Annotated in this window: 16 protein-coding genes and 1 tRNA gene; 7 read left to right on the forward strand and 10 right to left on the reverse strand. The window is 54.2% G+C overall.

Going from position 1 to position 19,121, the window contains the following annotated elements; all coding sequences use genetic code 11:
- Positions 1-308: 308 nt before the first annotated feature.
- From GXP58_07165 to GXP58_07180, 4 genes are read left to right on the forward strand one after another with little or no spacing between them, the layout of a single operon-like run.
- Positions 309-1,133, forward strand: a complete 825-nt coding sequence (locus GXP58_07165; GenBank protein NOY53388.1) for a VWA domain-containing protein — start codon at positions 309-311, stop codon at positions 1,131-1,133.
- A complete protein-coding gene (locus tag GXP58_07170; GenBank protein ID NOY53389.1) occupies positions 1,130-1,960 on the forward strand; it encodes a tetratricopeptide repeat protein in 831 nt (276 codons plus the stop codon). The genes GXP58_07165 and GXP58_07170 overlap by 4 nt, the downstream gene beginning before the upstream one ends.
- Before the next feature lie 2 nt (positions 1,961-1,962).
- A complete protein-coding gene (locus GXP58_07175; protein NOY53390.1) occupies positions 1,963-3,732 on the forward strand; it encodes a protein BatD in 1,770 nt (589 codons plus the stop codon).
- Positions 3,729-4,583, forward strand: coding sequence for a tetratricopeptide repeat protein (locus GXP58_07180; GenBank protein ID NOY53391.1), 855 nt, complete (start codon positions 3,729-3,731; stop codon positions 4,581-4,583). The genes GXP58_07175 and GXP58_07180 overlap by 4 nt, the downstream gene beginning before the upstream one ends.
- 57 nt (positions 4,584-4,640) lie before the next feature.
- Here GXP58_07180 and GXP58_07185 read toward each other — a convergent pair whose 3' ends face one another.
- The 8 genes from GXP58_07185 to GXP58_07220 all read right to left on the reverse strand — a co-directional run bounded on the left by GXP58_07185 (position 4,641) and on the right by GXP58_07220 (position 13,782).
- Complete coding sequence (locus tag GXP58_07185) at positions 4,641-7,337, reverse strand: PAS domain S-box protein (protein ID NOY53392.1); 2,697 nt, start codon at positions 7,335-7,337, stop codon at positions 4,641-4,643.
- A 125-nt stretch (positions 7,338-7,462) separates the two neighbouring features.
- A complete protein-coding gene (locus GXP58_07190) occupies positions 7,463-9,073 on the reverse strand; it encodes an Rne/Rng family ribonuclease (GenBank protein ID NOY53393.1) in 1,611 nt (536 codons plus the stop codon).
- A gap of 47 nt (positions 9,074-9,120) precedes the next feature.
- Entirely contained in the window at positions 9,121-9,663 is a 543-nt protein-coding gene (locus GXP58_07195) for a peptidylprolyl isomerase (GenBank protein NOY53394.1), read from the reverse strand.
- 20 nt (positions 9,664-9,683) lie between these two features.
- Positions 9,684-10,298 carry a YihA family ribosome biogenesis GTP-binding protein gene (locus GXP58_07200; protein NOY53395.1) on the reverse strand — a complete coding sequence of 205 codons (615 nt, stop codon included), beginning with the start codon at positions 10,296-10,298 and terminating at the stop codon, positions 9,684-9,686.
- Positions 10,295-11,536, reverse strand: coding sequence for an ATP-dependent Clp protease ATP-binding subunit ClpX (clpX, locus tag GXP58_07205; protein ID NOY53396.1), 1,242 nt, complete (start codon positions 11,534-11,536; stop codon positions 10,295-10,297). Before clpX ends, GXP58_07200 begins: the two co-directional genes overlap by 4 nt.
- An 18-nt stretch (positions 11,537-11,554) precedes the next feature.
- Positions 11,555-12,163 (reverse strand): ATP-dependent Clp endopeptidase proteolytic subunit ClpP, encoded by a 609-nt coding sequence (clpP, locus tag GXP58_07210; protein NOY53397.1) that lies wholly within the window; start codon positions 12,161-12,163, stop codon positions 11,555-11,557.
- A 68-nt stretch (positions 12,164-12,231) separates the two neighbouring features.
- A complete protein-coding gene (gene tig, locus GXP58_07215; GenBank protein NOY53398.1) occupies positions 12,232-13,551 on the reverse strand; it encodes a trigger factor in 1,320 nt (439 codons plus the stop codon).
- Between the two features lie 145 nt (positions 13,552-13,696).
- Positions 13,697-13,782: transfer RNA gene (locus tag GXP58_07220), tRNA-Leu, on the reverse strand.
- Positions 13,783-14,115: 333 nt separating this feature from the next.
- Between GXP58_07220 and GXP58_07225 the strand changes: the two genes are divergently transcribed.
- Positions 14,116-14,421 carry a hypothetical protein gene (locus tag GXP58_07225; GenBank protein ID NOY53399.1) on the forward strand — a complete coding sequence of 102 codons (306 nt, stop codon included), beginning with the start codon at positions 14,116-14,118 and terminating at the stop codon, positions 14,419-14,421.
- 68 nt (positions 14,422-14,489) lie between these two features.
- On the opposite strand, the gene GXP58_07230 is transcribed toward GXP58_07225, so the two are convergent.
- Positions 14,490-14,639: a hypothetical protein gene (locus GXP58_07230; GenBank protein NOY53400.1), complete on the reverse strand. Its 150-nt coding sequence runs from the start codon at positions 14,637-14,639 to the stop codon at positions 14,490-14,492.
- Between the two features lie 99 nt (positions 14,640-14,738).
- Positions 14,739-16,832, reverse strand: a complete 2,094-nt coding sequence (locus tag GXP58_07235) for a CBS domain-containing protein (GenBank protein NOY53401.1) — start codon at positions 16,830-16,832, stop codon at positions 14,739-14,741.
- Positions 16,833-17,010: 178 nt separating this feature from the next.
- Between GXP58_07235 and GXP58_07240 the strand changes: the two genes are divergently transcribed.
- Positions 17,011-18,300, forward strand: a complete 1,290-nt coding sequence (locus tag GXP58_07240) for a nodulation protein NfeD (protein ID NOY53402.1) — start codon at positions 17,011-17,013, stop codon at positions 18,298-18,300.
- Between the two features lie 28 nt (positions 18,301-18,328).
- Positions 18,329-19,108, forward strand: coding sequence for a slipin family protein (locus GXP58_07245; protein NOY53403.1), 780 nt, complete (start codon positions 18,329-18,331; stop codon positions 19,106-19,108).
- Positions 19,109-19,121 lie beyond the last annotated feature (13 nt).

Here is a 19,121-nt window from a genome sequence, read left to right on the forward strand (position 1 = left end):
TCGGGAAAAAAGATATGTACATCCCCCCTTTTCCAAAGGGGAGAAGAGAATCAGGGACACCAAAAAACCTCTACTCCTTATAACCTCCCCCTTTTGAAGGGGGATTGAAAGAGAGAAAAAAACCGATGCATTTTAAAAACGCACAACTCCTGCTCCTCCTGTGGCTCGTTCCCCTCTTGGGGCTCTTCTATCTCTGGTCCTTCAAGAGTCGGGACCGGTGCCTTCGGACCTTCTGCAATAATCCCGCCCTGCTGCCCCGCCTCCTGCACGGCGTCCACCGGAAGCGGCAGCGGATGAAGGCGGCCCTTATCGTCGTCGCTATTGCACTCTCCATCGTAGCCTTGGCACGCCCACGCTGGGGATTCCGGTGGGAAGAGATCAGGCGACGGGGTGTCGATATCGTCGTAGCCCTCGACGTCTCACAGAGCATGATGGCGACCGACGTCGATCCGAACCGCCTGGAACGGGCAAAACGGAAGATTCAGGACCTTCTGACCATGCTCAGGGGAGACCGAATCGGGCTGGTCGCCTTTGCCGGGAGCAGTTTCATTCAGTGCCCCCTGACCCTCGACTACGGCGCCTTCCGGATCTTCCTCGATGGGCTCTCCCCGGACCTGATCCCCGTACCGGGTACGGCTGTCGCCCGGGCCATCGAGACTTCCCTGACCGCCTTCGATCCGAAACTCAGGACTTCCAAAGCCATCATCCTGATCACCGACGGCGAAGATCACGGCGGCAATCCCCTCAGCGCTGCGAAGAAAGCGAAGGAAGCCGGGGTGAAAATTTTTACCATCGGCATCGGCAAACGGGAAGGCGCCCCGATTCCCCTGGCCGGTCCCGGCGGGGGATTTAAGAAGGATCATTCCGGCAATCTCATCCTGACCCGTCTTGATGAGGAAACCCTGAAAAAGATCGCCTTGACAACGGGCGGTGCCTACGTTCATTCTGTCACGGGTGATATGGACCTGCAGTCGATTTATCTGAAGGGGATCCGAATGGGAATGAAACAGACCGAATTGGCGACCCGTCGTAAGAAACGATGGACGGAGCGATTTGAATGGCCCCTCATGGCGGCGGTTTTTCTCCTGATCGCAGAGGGGTTTCTCCGGGAAGGGGGACGGGAGGAGGCATGATCCGGCATTTTCTGGTAATCTTTGGCTGTCTGAGTACCCTGCTTCTCACCGGGCACTCCCTCTGGGCCGCATCCCCCACCCGGGCGATGAAAGAGGGGATACGGGCCTATCACGCGAAAAAATACAAAGAGGCTCTCACCCACTTTGAAGCAGCGGAAGTCGAAGCACCGGACGATCCGAAGATCCGCTACAATGCCGCTGCCGCCCGATACCGCACCGGTGACTTTGCATCCGCAGCAAAAGAATTCGGACAAGTCCTTTCGAAAACCGAAGACCCGAAACTCCGGGCAAAGGCCTACTACAACCTCGGCAACACGGCCTTCCGAGAAAAAGACCTGAAGGCCTCCTCCGGATTCTATCGTAAAGCACTCTCCATTGACCCTGAAGACCGTCAGGCCAAGGAAAATCTCGAGTTCGTCCTGAAAGCGATCAAACAGCAGAAGCAGCAGAAACGGAAGCAGAATGGGAAAACAACCAAGAATCAGGCAAAACCGAAAGAAGATCAAAAAACAGAACCGACACAAGAGACACGGAATTCCGCGCAGAAAGAAGGAACGGGGAAAAAATCACCGCAACCAACAACCGGGAAGAACAAGGAACAAAAACCTCCGGAAGGGAAAATTCATGAAACCGGAGGGGGAAAAAAGAAGGGGCTGAAAGGGACCGGGACCAACGCTCGTCCGGACCATCCCGTTGAGGGGCATCCCCTCTCCCCGGAGGAGGCGGAACGGCTGCTCAATTCCCTGAGTGATGATCAACGGGCCTACTTCCGGAAGCAGGCGGCACGGGAAGCCCCCAACAGGAAAAACGTCGTGGAAGACTGGTAAGCATGAAAGAAAACGATTTCAAAAAGATGGGGGAAATTTTACTCCTCATGGTGTCGCTTCTGCTCCTCTATCAACCGGCGCAAGCCGGGGAGCTCTCCGTCACGGCCGGCGTCGACCGGAACAGGATCACCCTGGAAGACATGGTTCGTCTGACCATCAGCGTCTCGGGGAGCCGCAAAACGCCTGAACCGGAGCTGCCCGACCTGCCCGACTTTGAGATTGCTTCCCGGGGGCGTTCCTCCCAGGTTCAGATCATCAACGGGTCCTACTCCTCCCGGATGGATTATACCTATCTTCTTGCACCGCAAAAAACGGGGAGACTCACCATCGGACCGGCGATCATCCGTTTTCAAGGAGAAATCTATCGAACCGATCCGATTACAATCCGTGTTGAAAAGACCCGCCAGTCGGAAACCGAGAACCGAGATCTTTTTATCACCACGGAAGTCGATACCGCCAAACCTTACGTGGGGCAACAGGTAATCTATACCTTCCGCTTCTTCCGCCGGGTCCAGGTGGACAACGCGTCCCTGGAAAAATTGGATTTCAACGGTCTTCAGGTGGAAGACCTCGGCAAGGAAAAATCCTACACAACGGTTAAAAATGGAATCCGTTACCAGGTCACGGAGTTTCGCAGGATTCTTTATCCCGTCCATGCAGGGTCCTTGACCCTTCCGACCGCAACGCTAAAGTGCGATATTCCTTATGGACAGCCCAGTCCCTACGATATTTTCAATTTCGGCACGGAACGTTCCCGAACGAAGATTCTCCGGTCGAAACCAATCACCCTTCAGGTCCGTCCCCTGCCGGAACAGGGGAAACCGAAAAACTTTTCCGGGCTGGTCGGTAACTTCAGTCTGATTGCCCAATTAGGGAAAGAAGAGATTGAGGAAGGAGGATCGGCAACGCTGACCATGACGGTGATGGGAACGGGAGATCTTACCGGTGCACCGAGACCCAAGATCGAAGGCCTGCAGCATTTCAAAACTTATGATGATCAACCGACCCTCACCCGGGAGACCCGTCAGGACCGGGTCCTTTCCCGGAAGGTCTTTAAAACCGCTCTCGTTCCGATGGAACCGGGGACGATCACCATCCCAGGCGTCTCGATTTCCTTCTTCAACCCCGATGCCGGACAGTACCAGAAACGGAAAGCCGGCCCCTTTATCCTGAAAGTCCGACCGGCTGCGACGAAGGAGGAAATCAACCTGACCGATGCGACCCCGGCGGTGCCCATCCGGAAAGGGATCAAAATCGTCGGTCGGGACATCCTCCCAATCGTCACCGGCCTCGACACCTTCAAAGACCGCTCGTTTTCCCTGACCTCTCCGGGAGTGATGGGTCTCTGTTTTATCCCCCCCTTTGCGTTTCTCGTCATTTTCCGAATCAAGCGGGAACAAGAGCGGCGAACCACGGATATCGGCTATGCCCGGAGCAAGCGGGCCTGGAGCCATTTTGAAGCAGGTATCAAGGAAGCCCGGACCTTGATCCGTCAGGGTAATTCCCGAAAGCTTCATGCCCATCTCGCCCGAACCCTCCAGTCCTATCTCGGTGCCAAGATGAATCTTGCCGGAGAGGCCCGGACGCCGGCCGAGCTGAAGGAGGCCCTGGCCTCCCGCCTGAACGATCCGTCCCTGCCGGAGGAGATTCATCGGCTGCTGCGGGAACTGGAGTACCGGCAGTTTGCACCTGAAAAAGAGGGGAGCCACGATGGCACATCCGACCTTGATCGGGTCGTAAAGGTTTGCAAAAAGGTGGAGAAAAAACTATGAAGAAGATTCCTTTCCTGCTGATCCTTCTCCTGCCCCTTCTGCTGCTGACTCCGCAGACGGCAAGTCCGGAGCATAAAAACGCACTCGCCCTCTTTCTCAAGGCAAACGAATCCTATCAGAAAGGCGATTACGAATCGGCCCGGGATCTCTATACCCGAATTCTCGATCAGGGGATACGGAATGGGATTCTTTACTATAACCTGGGAAACACCTATTACCGGCTGGGCCGGACCGGCAAAGCTATCGAGAACTACCTTTCGGCCAGGGAATGGATCCCGCGATCGGAAGACCTGGAGGCCAACCTCCGCTACGCCCGGGAAGAACGGAAAGACCGGATCGAAGCGACGGGCGGCATACTGCGGGAACTCTTCTTCTGGTATTACCGGATGTCGTTTCCGGAAATGGTCCGGATCTTTCTCTTGAGCAACGTAATTTTCTGGGGCACCGCAGCCGGCCGTCTCTTTTCCCGGCGGCCCTTTCTCCGGGGGCTTCTCTACATTTCACTCCTGTTCGGGCTGACCATGGGAATCACGGCGGCGACCCGTTACCTCCAGACCCGGCTGCACCGACCGGCCGTCATCATCGTGCCGAAGGCATCGGTACGATCCGGAATGGACCCGGAGAGTACCACCCTCTTCGTCCTTCATGACGGTGCAGAGGGATGGATCGACCGAACCCGGGACGGCTGGGTCCTCTTCCGCCTCCCCTCCGGAAAAGAAGGATGGCTGAAAAAGGCCCAGGTCGGCAAGGCCGCCTTGCCTTACATGACAGAGAAAAAGTCAGGCTCATCATCCTTCTCGGAATCCGTACCTTCCCAACAAGGTGCGCTGCCCCACCGTCAACGGGTATAAAGTTCCTGCTCTGGATCTCATGCGGATCAGGACAGGGGGAAACTGAAACAAACAACGTTAACGCTCCGCCTCCAGTGCATGGGAAACCGCTTCACTGAGTGTCGCTAATTGATAGGGCTTGGCGGCCACGGAGGCAAAACCATAGCTTCTGTAATCGGCCATGATCGGGTCGTCTGCATACCCGCTGGAAACAATCGCCTTAATCTGCGGATCAATATTCAGGAGTTTCCCAATTACCTCCTTCCCTCCCATTCCACCCGGAATGGTTAGATCCAGGATGGCAACCCTGAAAGGATCTCCACTCTCAAAGGCCTTTGAATAAAGTTCGATCGCCTCTTCTCCATCTTTGGCCCCTTCGACCCGGTAACCAAGATGCTTCAAAATCTCACCGGCGACTCTCCGGATGGACGGTTCGTCATCCATGACCAGGATACGGCCCGTCCCGCGAAGCGGGGCAAGTCTTTCTTCTTCGGCCTTCTCCGGAACATTGGAAGAAGCCGGGAGGTAAATGGAAAAGGTGGATCCATGCCCCGGGCTGGAGTAAACGGAGAGATGCCCCTTGTGTCGCTGGATGATGGAATAGCTTCCGGCCAGACCCAACCCACTCCCCTTCTGCTTTGTTGTAAAATAGGGATCAAAAACCCGTTGTTGATATTCCATGGGAATACCGGTCCCCTCATCGGTCACATCGATCCGGACATAGTCCCCCTCGGGCAAAGGAACATGCTTTCCGTGGGAGAGGCGGACATTCTTGCAGGAAATTCGGAGCACCCCGCCGTCGGGCATTGCCTGCTCTGCATTGAGTACCAGATTATGAATTACCTGGCCGATCTGGCCTTCATCGATCTCCACGGCGGCAAGTCCCCCGGGGAACGACATCTCGGAACGTACGTTGGACCCCCGTAAGGCAAAGGCTGTCGATTCCCGAACCACCTTTTCAACCGTTGTCGTTCGGATGACCGGCGCACCTCCTTTCGCAAAGGTCAACAACTGCTGCGTCAGCTCCCGGGCACGCAATGTCGCCTTTTCCGCGTCCATGATCAACCCCTTCACATGCTCATCCGTGGAAGACTGATACTGTGCGAGGGAAAGATTCCCGAGGATCACCGTAAGAAGGTTGTTGAAGTCGTGGGCCAATCCTCCGGCCAGAAGGCCCAGGGATTCAAGTTTCTCCTGTTTCAACAGCTCCTGCTCCATCTTTTTGCGGAGAGTAATGTCCCGGATAATTCCCTGAATATAATCCCTGCCCTTCAGACGAAGACGTTGCAGATTAATCTCCGCATCAAAAAGACCACCATCCAGACGTCGGTGCCGCCATTCGAATACCGGACAATCACCTGCCAGTGCGGCCCGGATCATTGTTTTGCTCTTTTCTCTGGATGAAACTCCATCCGGTTGGATACCGGGAGAAAGGTCATCCGGCCGTTTTCCGACAATCTCCTCACGCACCGCACCAAAAAGTTCCAGCACCCTCGGATTGCAATCAATGATCGTAGGTTCCCCCCCTTCCAACTGAAGAAGGAGTACACCGTCCGCTGCACTATCGAAAAGGGCTCGGAACTTTTCTTCCGACTCCTTAAGGGCATGGTCCGACCGGGTCCGTTCGTCGATTTCCTTTTGTAACTGTTGGTTTACACGGCTCAGATTTCCAAGATATCGTTCCCGCTGCACATACCGCCGTGCCACCAATATAAGTAAAACGGAAACAAATCCCGTACAAAGGAGTCCGGAGAACAATGCAGCCCGTGCCTCATAGGGATGAAACGTAGCAAGCAAGGCGGGCGCAGGATAAGCAACAAGGTCCCATCTGCGTCCCGGCACGGAGAGCGGAGTTCGTCGGAACAACTTTTTGAGCAGGACCGGAAGGCCGCCGGGCCGGAGGGAACCCTTCGACTCTTTTCGCGTCCGGGAGGCATGGGTGTAAAGAATCGTCTTGCCGCCCCCTTCTTCGACTTCGATAATTTTATAATTAACACCCAGTTTCTCCGTCCCCCGCAAGACCTCTTCAAAAACATCACCGAGCTGAAAAACACCCAGGGCAAAACCTTTCAGATTTTTTCGCTGCGCCTCATTCCCTGCATGGGAAGGCGTGGATGCATAGAGCGGCTGTATCGCGAAAAACCCGTTATGCTCACCAAAATTCGTGAGAGGGGTGCGAGTGACAATCGTCATCCGGCCACGATCCCGTGCGGCAACCAGAGAGGCCGCAATCACCGGATCCGAAGCCAGGTCGAAGCCGATCATCTTCTCGTGTATTGCGGAAGGTTCAACCCTGACCAGCGGATCGTACGAGGAGCGGGATCCGGCGGAAATGATTTTTCGACCTGGCCCCCTCTCCGTAATCCGGAAGGTCGGGCCTTCCTCTGTCCGGAATGCCGCCTCAAATGCTCTCCGGTCGGGACCGGAAACCGGCTGCACCCACCCCAGGGCATGGATTCCGGGATGGTCTGCAAGGTAACCGCTCACGAATTTCCGGAATTCATTTTTGGTTACATCGACGGAGGAAGCATAAAAATCGGCAATTTCCTCAACCCTTGCCAACGAATGATTGAACCCTTCCTGAAGGTCCCGGGCATGTGTCTCCGCCCGGAGTTGGAATTCCGCGGCAAAAAGCCGGACCTGCCACTCCATGACCTTGTGATAGAGCACAAAGGACAAAACAATCCCGATCACACTGTTTACAATGACCAGAAACGTCCAGCGGGAAAAAGAGGAGACTTTCGGTTTCGTGAAAACTTGAGCCCTGGGCGCCATTTCCCCCTCCCCTCATCCTTACTCAAGAAGGTTCATTTATGGTAAAAAGTGTAACGGTCTCAGGATGCTTCTGCTTTTCCACAGGAGAAGACGAGAGGAGTGTAAAACCGGAGAAAGAAAAAAAACTATTCCTCTTTTGCCGCCGCTTTCCGCCGGGGCCGCCTTTTCCCCTTTGGTTTTTTTGTATGGGAGCCGTTATCGTCGATCTCATTTTTCTTTTCCACTATGCCGGGATGCTCAACCTGTTTCTCCGTCTTCTCTGCTTTCTTCTCAATAAAATTGAGCCGGTAGAGATGATGATACAGGTCCGGTTTCCCTTTGAGATGAATTCTTACCTTGTGTGACATCTCCATATTGACAATCTCGCTCCGTTTTCCGTTCAGCAGGAACTCGGCAAGATCCATGGAGACCTCCCCCTCCACAGCGGAAACATTTCCCTTGGCCACATGCATCTGTATGGTCCGGAGGATCGTCAAGGCAATCGACTCCAGGGACCGTACACGACCCGTTCCTCCACATCGATCACAAGGTAGATAGGTCCCTTCCTCAACCGGGGCATGAATTCGCTGACGGGAAATCGAGAGCAGACCGAAACGGGAGATCGTGGAGATCTCGGTCTTGGCCTTTTCCCCTTTCATGCAGGCCTTGATGCATTTCACAACTTCCTGTTGATGTTTCTTGTTCAGCATATCGATAAAATCAACAACGATCAAACCGCCCAGATCGCGAAGACGCAACTGCCGTGACACTTCTTCGGCCGCTTCCATATTGGTATGAAAAGCGGTTTCCTCGATCCCTTTGGCCCGCATTGATTTTCCTGAATTTACATCGATCGAAACCAGCGCCTCCGTCGGTTCGATCACAATCGAGCCGCCCGATTTCAAGGGAACTTTCCGCTCGTAGATCCGCTCAATCTGTTCCTCCAGATTATGCTTGGCAAAAATCGGTTTAGCCCCCTGGTAAAGTTTCACTCGATTTCGGTAACGGGGCATGATCTGTTTAAAAAAGGTCGTCGTCTTTTTATAGACCTCCAGGTTGTCGATCAGAATCTCCTTGATCTCCGTCGTAAAATAATCCCGAATGGAACGGATCACAAGGTCCGATTCCCGGTAGACCAGTGATGGGATCTCCTGTTCCGTCGCATCATGGAGGATCCGATCCCAAACCTTGAGAAGAAACTTCATTTCACGGGCCAGAACGGTCTTGGGCATTCCCAACCCGGCGGTCCGAATGATCACCCCGAACCCCTCAGGGACCTTCAGATCTTTCAGAATCTTTTTCATCGCTGACCGCTCTTCATCATCCTCGATCTTCCGGGAGACCCCACCACTCTTGCTCCCCGGCATGACAACCAGAAAACGGCCGGGAAGAGAGAGATACGTCGTCATGTAGGCCCCTTTTTGATCTCGTTCCTCCCGGACCACCTGGATCAGGACCTCCATTCCCTTCTCGATCACATCCTGAATGCGCGGCCTACCCTTGGCGTTTTTCCGGCCTTTATAATAGGAATGATGAATCTCCCGAAAAGGAAGAAATCCATTTTTGCGTTCCCCATACTCGACAAAGGCCACCTGGAGACTCGGTTCCACCCGCACCACCGTCCCTTTGTAGATATTGCCTTTATGCCGTTCGGCGGCGGCCGTCTCGACCCCCAACTCTTCCAGAACGCCATTGTCTACAATCGCAACACGGCTTTCTTCCGCGTGAATCGCGTTGATCAACATCTGTTTTGCCATCGTTTCTCCCGATACCTCACAGGGAACCCCTTCACCGGGGATTCATTCTACTTCAAATAAGCCTTCTGAATATGGATCGGTTTCAGGGGGTTGTCTCTTCGATCCCTGGGAGCCTGGACGATCTTGTCCACCACGTCCATCCCCTCCACCACTTTTCCGAAGACCGTGTATTTGCCGTCCAGGTAAGCCGCCCGGGCTACGCAGATAAAAAACTGGGAACCGGCACTGTTTGGATCCTGTCTCCTCGCCATCGAAAGGGTCCCTCGTACATGATGGTGAGCATTGAATTCCGCCGGGATGGTATAACCCGGTCCGCCCATTCCATCATTGTTGCGGTTATGATCCTTCGTATTGGGATCTCCGCCCTGAATCATGAAACCGGGGATCACCCGGTGGAAATAGGTCCCGTCATAGAAACCCTCCCTGATCAACTTCTTGAAATTTTTAACCGTCTTCGGCGCGTCCTCGGGATAAAAAGAGAGTACGATTTTCCCCGCATCCGTCTCGAGAACAGCCAGGGTATCCTTTTTCTGTTTGGCCGCAAAACCCTGTCCCGAGAGCAGGGAGAAAATAACAACCAATGAAACCATGACGGAATAGACTTTCCATTTCATTTTTTCTTCTCCTTTTCGGCGCCGCCGGTTTTCAGGAACTCTTGCAAGCACTCCCAAACTTGATCTTTCCCGTTGGAATCAGCAGCCGAAAAGAGTACCAGCGGTTCCTCCTTCGGGATGCCGAGACCGAAGCGAATCATCGAAGCCTGTTTGAAATTCTTCTGCCGGGAGAGTTTATCCGATTTGGTGGCTACAGTCAATACAGGGATCCGATGATAGAGCAGATATTCCCGCATGACCTTGTCCGAAGCGGCAGGTGGGTGCCGTACATCAACAATATGAACGACAGCGGCCAGAAGAGGATTCCGTTCCAGGTAACGCTCCACCATCGGCCCGAACCCCTGCCGGACGGACGCCGGCACTTTTGCAAAGCCGTACCCCGGCAGATCGACAAAATGAAAGGTTCCATTAATCCGGAAAAAATTGATAGTCTGAGTCCGGCCGGGCCGGGAACTGGTCTTGACGAGCCGTTTCCGGTTCAACAGTGTGTTGATAAGAGAGGATTTCCCCACATTGGAACGTCCGGCAAAGGCAATCTGCGGAATCTTCTGCGGTGGATAGTCTTTCTTGTGTACTGCGGAGACAACAAACTCGGCGGCATGAATCTTCAGGCGGACTCCTTCTGCTCATAAATGAGCAACGGCTGTTCCTCCCCCTTGACCGCCTCTTCGGAGACGACACATTCCTTGACATTCACCTGAGAAGGAAGATCGTACATCACGTCAAGCATGACATTTTCCAGGACCGCCTTCAATCCCCTGGCACCGGTCTTCCGTTTCTGGGCGATTCCGGCAACGGCCGTCAGGGCTTCATCGGAAAACTTCAGGGAGACTCCTTCAAACTCGAAGAATTTCTGGTACTGCTTGACCAATGCATTCTTCGGTTCGGTCAGAATCCGGACGAGGGCGGACTCGTCCAGTTCATCCAGGGCGGCATAGACGGGAAAACGGCCGACGAATTCAGGGATCAGACCATTCTTCAGGAGGTCTTGCGGCTCCACCTGGCACAGAATTTCTCCGATCGGTTTCTCTTTCCGGCTTTCCACCTTCGCCCCGAAGCCCATCGATTTCTCGCCGATCCGGTTCTCAATCACCTTATCAAGTCCCACAAAGGCACCGCCGCAGACAAAGAGAATATTGGTCGTGTCGACCTGGAGGAATTCCTGATGGGGGTGTTTCCGTCCTCCCTGGGGGGGGACATTCGCCGTCGTCCCTTCAATGATCTTCAGGAGGGCCTGCTGAACCCCCTCTCCGGAGACATCCCGGGTAATTGAGGGATTCTCCGTCTTCCGGGCAATCTTATCGATCTCATCGATATAGATAATCCCCTGCTGCGCACGTTCCACATCGTAGTCAGCACTCTGGAGGAGCTTCAGAATAATGTTTTCCACATCCTCTCCGACATAGCCCGCCTCCGTCAGGGTCGTGGCATCCACAATGGCAAAGGGGACATCGAGGATCCGGGCCAGGGTCTGGGCCAGAAGTGTTTTCCCACATCCGGTCGGACCGATGAGAAGGATATTGCTCTTCTGCAGTTCCACATCCCCAAGCTGTACCCTCGAAGCAAGCCGTTTGTAATGATTGTGTACGGCGACGGAAAGAATCTTTTTGGCCCGGGACTGACCGATCACGTAGTCATCGAGAATTCTTTTGATCAACCGGGGCTCCGGGATCTTCTCGAACTTATCCACCTTCTTGACCTGCTTGTCCTCCGCCAAGATCTCGTTACAGAGGTTGATACATTCATCACAGATATAGACGGTATGCCCGGCAATCAGCTTCTTGACATCTTCCTGACTCTTCCCACAGAAAGAACAGCGGAGGTTTTCCGAGCCCTTATTCTTTTTCATTCCATACTCCCCGACGGTCTAACTCGTTTTTGTCTCTTCTGCCGGATTGCGCTGCACGATCACTTCATCGATCAATCCGTACTCCCTGGCTTCCTTCCCGTCCATAAAATAATCCCGGTCCGTATCCTTCTGGACTTTCTTGATTGTCTGTCCCGTATGCCGGGAGAGGATCTCATTCAGGGTCTCCTTGACCTTGAGCATCTCCCGGGCATGAATCTCCACATCGGATGCCTGCCCCTGGAACCCGCCCAGGGGTTGGTGGATCATGACGCGGGCATGAGGAAGAGCATACCGTTTTCCTGCCTCACCGGCCGCAAGCAGAAGTGCCCCCATGCTGGCCGCCTGACCGATACAGATTGTGGAGACCTTCGGCTTGATGTACTGCATGGTATCATAGATGGCCAGACCGGAGGTCACAACCCCCCCCGGCGAGTTGATATAGAGGTTGATATCCTTGTCCGGATCATCGGCTTCCAGAAAAAGGAGCTGGGCAATAATCAGGTTGGAGACATAATCATCAATGGCTGTCCCCACAAAAACAATCCGGTCCTTCAGCAGGCGGGAGTAAATATCATAGGCACGCTCGCCTCGCGCAGTCTGTTCAACCACCATCGGGATCAGGGTCATTCCATCGCTCCTTTGGGAAATTCAAGAGAAGGAAAGATCATAAAAAAGGAGGGGAGTTTCGAGCTGTTTTATTCCTTTTCCTCGGGACTCCCCTTATCTGTAACTTTAGCATTTTCGAGCAGAAAGTCAAGAACCTTTTCGTCTAAAAGCCCCATGCGTAAGGGTTCAATGGAACCCATCTTAATATTGTAAAACTCCAGCAATGCTTCCTTGGTCATGGAATTTTTCATGGCCTCTTCTTCAAGGGCCGCTTCCATTTCCGCTTCCGAAAGGGTGATCCCTTCTTTCTCGGCAATCTTCTCACTGATCAGACTCCAGGTCACGTCCTGAAGCGCTTGTTTTTCCAGCCACATATCTTTTTCCGGCTCCAGGTCCGGCTCCGAGGTCCCTTCGAGAAGTCCGAATCGTTCCATCAGGGAATGTTTCTGACGAGCCACCATAACCTCCGGAACCTCCACCGGATTCCTCCGAATAATTTCCTCCTTCAGATTCTTACGAAGATCCTCTTTTCGTTTCATCTCTTCCTGTTCCCGGTATTTCTCCCGAATCTTCTCTTTCAGTTCATCCAGCGTTTCAAACTCTTCCCCCATATCTTTGGCAAACTCATCGTCCAGTTCCGGCAGCCGTTTCTCTTTAATATCCTTGACGGCAATCTTGAAAACCGCCTCCTTCCCGGAAATTTTTTCCTCTCCATAATCTTCGGGAAAGGTAAGCGTCAGCTCCTTTTCCTCCCCCTTTTTCATTCCGATGATGCCCTCTTCAAAGCCGGGGATCATTTTGCCGGTTCCCAGTTCCAGAAGATGGTTTTCAACCTTTCCTCCGGGAAAGGGTTCCCCGTCGATGGTCCCCTCGAAATCCGCTTCCACCACATCCCCCTTCGCCGCAGCGTGGGTTTCATCTTCGTAAGATGACAGTTCCGCATGCCCGTCACGCATCGTCTCCAAGACTCTTTTCACAACCCCATCCGCTTCTTCCACCTTCCGGTCAGGGACCGGAATACCGAGATAATCCCGGACATCAAATTCCGGCAGCACATAAACCGTTGCCTCAAAATGAAAAGGGTCGCCTTCCTTCAAATGAACACTCCGAATAACCGGCAGATCCACGGGCTGGATCTTCGCCTTCGTGACGGCCTTGTCAAAATAACTCGGCAAGAGCCGTTGCACAAGATCCTCTTCCACATCCCGGCCGAAACGTTGGCGAACCATCCGAATCGGAACCTTTCCCGCACGAAAGCCCGGAAGTTTCACTTTCTTTTGAAAGGTTCGATAGCTTTTTTCCAGAACCGTAGAAATTTCATCCGCCGAAACCTCTACCGTCAACTCTTTTTTGGTGGGACTTACATCTTCGAGCTTGTATGAAAAATCCCCTGCTTCCTCATTCACCATTCCGGTTTCCATCCTTTCCTCATGAACCGGAATCATCCGGTTCTGACCGATACGTATTTCCTCTTCGCGGGAGACCCCATGGATTCTCTTACGCCGACCTTCCTCTGCGTTCCCCAGCTACACCCGGACTGTCCATGTATGCAACTGGTGCGAGAGGGGGGACTCGAACCCCCAACCGCATTGCGGGCTAGATCCTAAATCTAGTGCGTATACCCGTTTCGCCACTCTCGCGAAAAAACACGGCAAGATCCCCGGTCGGCATCATGGTCTGTCCATCCGCATCCGCGATGCAATCAACCGCGAAGAATCATTGAAAATCGAAAGTTATTATAGACACTTTTTCCACACTGTCAACAAATTGTTTCCCTGTACACCCGGGAATCAGACAGGACGGAATTCCTCCCATATTCTTCCTTCCCCTCCAAAAAAAACTTGCCCGATTTCACCTGTGCCGGTTAAAATGAACTTATAAGGAAAGAGAGTTGCTCTGGAACAGATACCGGCCGACATCAATGATTTCACGGCAATCGGCAATGGCAGTCAATCAACGGAGGAGAGGAAACCATGGCGGAGAAACTCAACTGTTGGGAGATCAAGAAATGCGGCCGGGAAGAGGGAGGCGACAAAACAAACGAGATGGGTGTCTGTCCGGGGGCATCGGACAGTTTTAGTGACGGAATCAACGGCGGGAAAAACGGCGGCCGGATCTGCTGGGCCGTGGCCGGTACCTTCTGCGGCGGGAAGGTTCAGGGATCATATGCAGTTAAACATCTCTCCTGCATGACCTGCGAATTCTTCAAAAAAGTCGAAGCGGAGGAAGGGATCGGCAAGTTCAAAATTCTGCCCCCCCACCAGGTGTACCCCAAATAGTTTATGGATGGAAGAAAAGATCCGTTCCGCCCCCGGTCGGGCGAAAATCCGGAAAACCTTTTAATCCCTCAGCCGGAAACTTCACTGCGGCGTTCCCGCTGCCGACGAACCACCGTCCTCCGGTCGTAAAGCTTCCTGCTTGGCGTATAGAACCCGTTTTCAGAGTAGGTTCTTCGATCAATGCCGCTACGCCGGTCGACGCCGGATCTTCGGTCCAAACCTGTCCGCCGCTCCTTCATACCCCCTCCATATAAATAGCCTTCATCCGGAATCGTTTTTTTTAAAGATATCAGAGAATGACATTCTGTCAAGACGGATCAGAGGTTTTTTAATCTCCGCAGAGTCTCTTCCGGTCCCGCCATCAGCAGCAGATCCTCCCTTTCGATGACGGTATCCGGTTTCGGCATCACATCCGGCATATCCCCTCCCCTTCCATGCGTCTTCTCCGGTTTCTTTATCAGATAGACCTGTACGCCGTAACGCCGACGCAGGGCCAGCTCCTGCAGATTTTTCCCAACAAAAGAAGCGGGCGCCTTCATCTCGATCAAGGCAAAACCATTGGACAGGGTCTCCATCCCGTTGCCGCCGACTCGATCCATTCCCTCCCGGATCTCCGCCAGGGTATCCTGTTTGAAGATCTCACGGTTATAGGCCTCGATCACCTCCGTTTCCCGGACCCGCCCCAGGAGCCTGGTCGGGTCGCCGGCATCCAGGACGGGGATCTCCGCCAGGTCGGTTCTGCCGAAAAGGTGCATCGCCTGATCCAAGTTATCCCCGGGGTGAAGTACGGGAAACTCCGTGGAGATCAGGTCCTTTGCCACGAGCAAGTCCTTCAGGGCATCAACATCCCCCAAAATCATGGAAAGGTCTTTCAGATTGATCGTGCCGAGGAAGTGACGGTCCTTCCCGAAAACATAGAAAACCCCTTCCCGCGAATCGGCCATCTGGTGAACCAGTTGACGGAAAGGCAGATCTTCCTGAATCGGCTCGACCGTATCAATCACATCGCGGACATGCAGCTTTCGGAGGACATTCATCTCCTTCCCCTGAAAAATATTGATTCCCCGGAGCGCCAGTTTCAGGGTGTAGATCGATTCCTTCTCCAGTTTGTTGGCCACAAGCGAACTGACGATACAGCTGATCATGAGCGGCAGGATGATCTTATAATCATTGGTCAATTCGAAGATAATCAGGATCGCCGTAATTGGTGCATGCGTCGCCCCGGAGACCACGGCCCCCATGCCGACCAGGGCATAGGCCCCGGCCGCGGCGGTCATCGAGGGAAAGAAGGCATGGACGGCCGAACCGAAAAAACCGCCGGACATGGCCCCGATAAAGAGGGAGGGGGCGAAAATCCCGCCGGAACCGCCGGAACCGAGCGTAACCGACGTTGCGACCAGCTTCACGAAGATCAGGAGAAAAAGGAAATACCAGGTCAGCTGCCCATGAAGGGCGAGGTTGATCGTCTCATAGCCGACCCCGAAGATATGGGGAAAACCAATCGCGATCATTCCGATCATGATTCCGCCGACCGCCGGCTGAAGCGCCTCGTGGATCGGCATCCTTTCAAAGGCGGATTCGGAGTAATAAAGGACCCGGATAAAGGCGAGAGCAACAATTCCGCAGAAGAGTCCCATGCCGAAATAGAAGATTAATTCATAGGGACTGACGAGATGGTAGGGAGGAACTTCGAAAGCGGCAAAATCGCCGAGGTAGTGGCGGGAAACAACCGTGGCCATGACCGAGGAGATCACGATCGGGCTGAACCGGGTCAGTCCGAAATCGCCGAGAATGATCTCCACGGCAAAGAGCGCCCCGGCGATGGGGGCGTTGAATGCAGCGGCAATCCCCGCTGCGGCGCCGCAAGCCACGAAGGTCCGAAGGCGCCTCCCCGAGACCATGAACAACTGGCCGATGGTAGAACCAATACTGGAGCCGATCTGTACCACCGGCCCTTCCCTGCCGACGGAACCACCGGTCCCGATGGAAAGGGCCGAGGCCAGCGCCTTGATCAAAGCCACCCGGGGGCGGATCACACCATCCCGGATGACCACTGCCTCCATGACCTCCGGGACCCCGTGCCCCTTCGCCTCTTTGGCGAGATAGTAGATCAGGGGCCCCACGATCAGCCCGCCCGCCGCGGGAATCAGGATCTTTTCGTACCAAGGGAGTCCGGCCGCAAGATCGAGAATGTTTAAACCCGGCCCGAAAGAAACTTCCTGGAAGAACTTGATCATGAAACGGACGCCGATCGCCCCGAACCCCGCGAGGAGCCCGATCACGATCGCCACAAGGATCACGAAGGTGTGCTCCGTCATCTTCATCCGCTCCATGCGGAATGTCAGATAGCGCTTCCACGCCTGAAGCAGGCGTCCCCGGAGGGGAATTTTTTTGGCCGTGTCAACCTTCAAAGGCTCACCCGCGCAGAATCTCTTTTGAAGGGGAAAAATACAGGTCTCTTTTTTATCTTTGCAAAGTCACGTTGTGAAGTCAACAGAAACATAATGGAATAGACAAACAAAGGGATTTGCAGTATAAAATGGAATGCATACAGCGGCTGAAAAGTTTTGCTCACTTTCAGGAGGTTTCATGAAAAACTTCCTATGCGTCCTGATCCTCGCAGCAGGATTTCTGTTCCTGCCTGTTTCTGCGTTTTCCGATGAGAGCGTCGCCTACCACATCGAAATCGACGGTGTCATCAATCCCGTCGCTATGGACTTCATCAAAAAGGCCATCCTGAAGACCGAGAAGGAGCAGGCCGAATGCCTGATTCTGGAACTCGACACACCGGGCGGGTTGGGAGAATCGATGCGGGAGATCGTCAAAGCCATGTTAAGCGCCACAATCCCCGTGATCGTCTACGTGGCCCCCAACGGAGCGAGGGCCGCATCGGCGGGGGTCTTTATTACCCTGGCCGCCCATGTGGCCGCCATGGCGCCGGGAACTCATATCGGGGCCGCCCATCCCGTCAAGGCAGGCGGAGGATCGATGGGAAAAGAGATGGCACGGAAAGTGGAAAACGATTTTGCCGCCTATATCCGATCCCTGGCAGGACAGCACGGACGGAATGCGGAGTGGGCGGAAAAGGCGGTCCGGGAGAGCGTTTCCATTACGGCATCGGCCGCCCTGAAACTGAACGTCATCGATCTCATCGCGAAAGACCTTCCCGATCTGCTGACCAAGATCGACGGCCGGAAGATCACGGTCAACGGAAAGCCATATACGCTGGACACAAGAGGGATCAAGGTCCGCGAGATCCACCGGGGCATGCGGTACCACATCCTGGATACCCTCTCCAATCCGAACGTCGCCTACATCCTGATGATCCTCGGTTTCTACGGTCTCTTTTTCGAGATCGCCAATCCCGGCGCCATCCTTCCCGGCGTGGTCGGGGGGATCAGCCTGATCCTTGCCTTCTACGCATTCCAGTCCCTGCCGATCAACTACGCGGGACTTCTCCTGATTCTTCTTGCGCTCATCCTCTTCGTGGCGGAGGCACTGGTCATCAGTCACGGAGTTCTTGCAATCGGAGGGATTGTCGCCATGACCTTAGGTTCTTTCATGCTGATTGAATCGCCCCTTCCTTTCCTCCGGATCTCCCTTTCCGTCATTCTTCCGACCGTGGCGCTCACCGCTCTCTTTTTCCTGATGATCGTCGGCTTGGCCGTCAAGGTCCACAGGAAGAAGCATGCCTCCGGACCGGAGGCCCTCATCGGCGAAACAGGCAAGGCGGAGACCGATCTCGACCCGGAGGGAACGGTCTTCCTCCACAGCGAACTGTGGCAGGCCGTCGCCTTCGAACGGATCGAGAAGGGAACGAATATAGAGGTGACCGGCCTTCAGGGACTGGTCCTCAAGGTACGGCGGAAAGAGCCATAGAAACCCGAAAAGGAGACCCATCATGATCATGCAAATGCTCCCCTTGATTGTCATCATCGCCTTTGTCCTCTTTTCCATCATCAAGGTCGTCCGGGAATACGACCGGGCCGTGGTCTTTCGGCTGGGACGTTTCCACGCCGTCAAGGGACCGGGATTAATCGTCCTGATCCCTTTGATCGACCGGATGGTCCGCGTCTCCCTCCGGACCGTCACCATGGATGTTGATCCCCAGGATGTCATCACCCGGGACAACGTTTCCATGAAGGTTAATGCCGTCCTTTACTTCCGGGTCCTCCAGGCGGACAAGGCAATCATCGAGGTAGAAGACTATCTCTACGCTACCTCCCAGTTGGCCCAGACCACGCTCCGGAGCATCATGGGACAAGCGGAGCTCGACGAGATCCTCTCGGAACGGGACAAGATCAACCATGAACTTCAGCATGTCCTCGACAAGCAAACCGACGCATGGGGAATCAAGGTCTCGCTCGTCGAGGTCAAGCATATAGATCTGCCCCAGGAGATGCAGCGGGCCATGGCCCGGCAGGCCGAAGCCGAGCGGGAACGGCGCTACAAGGTGATCCATGCCGAAGGGGAGTATCAGGCGGCCACAAAACTTTCCGACGCATCCATCATCATCGAAAAACACCCGATCGCCCTCCAACTCCGCTACCTCCAGACCCTAAGTGAGATCGGTACGGAAAACAACTCCACGATTCTCTTTCCAATCCCGATCGATCTTCTGACCCCCTTTCTCCGGCAGGGGAAGAAAAAAGGGGGGGAGAGCACGGATGAACTGCCGCAAACATAAAGAGAAAACAAGA

It is taken from the genome of Deltaproteobacteria bacterium (assembly GCA_013151235.1).
Lineage (GTDB): Bacteria > CG2-30-53-67 > CG2-30-53-67 > CG2-30-53-67 > CG2-30-53-67 > JAADIO01.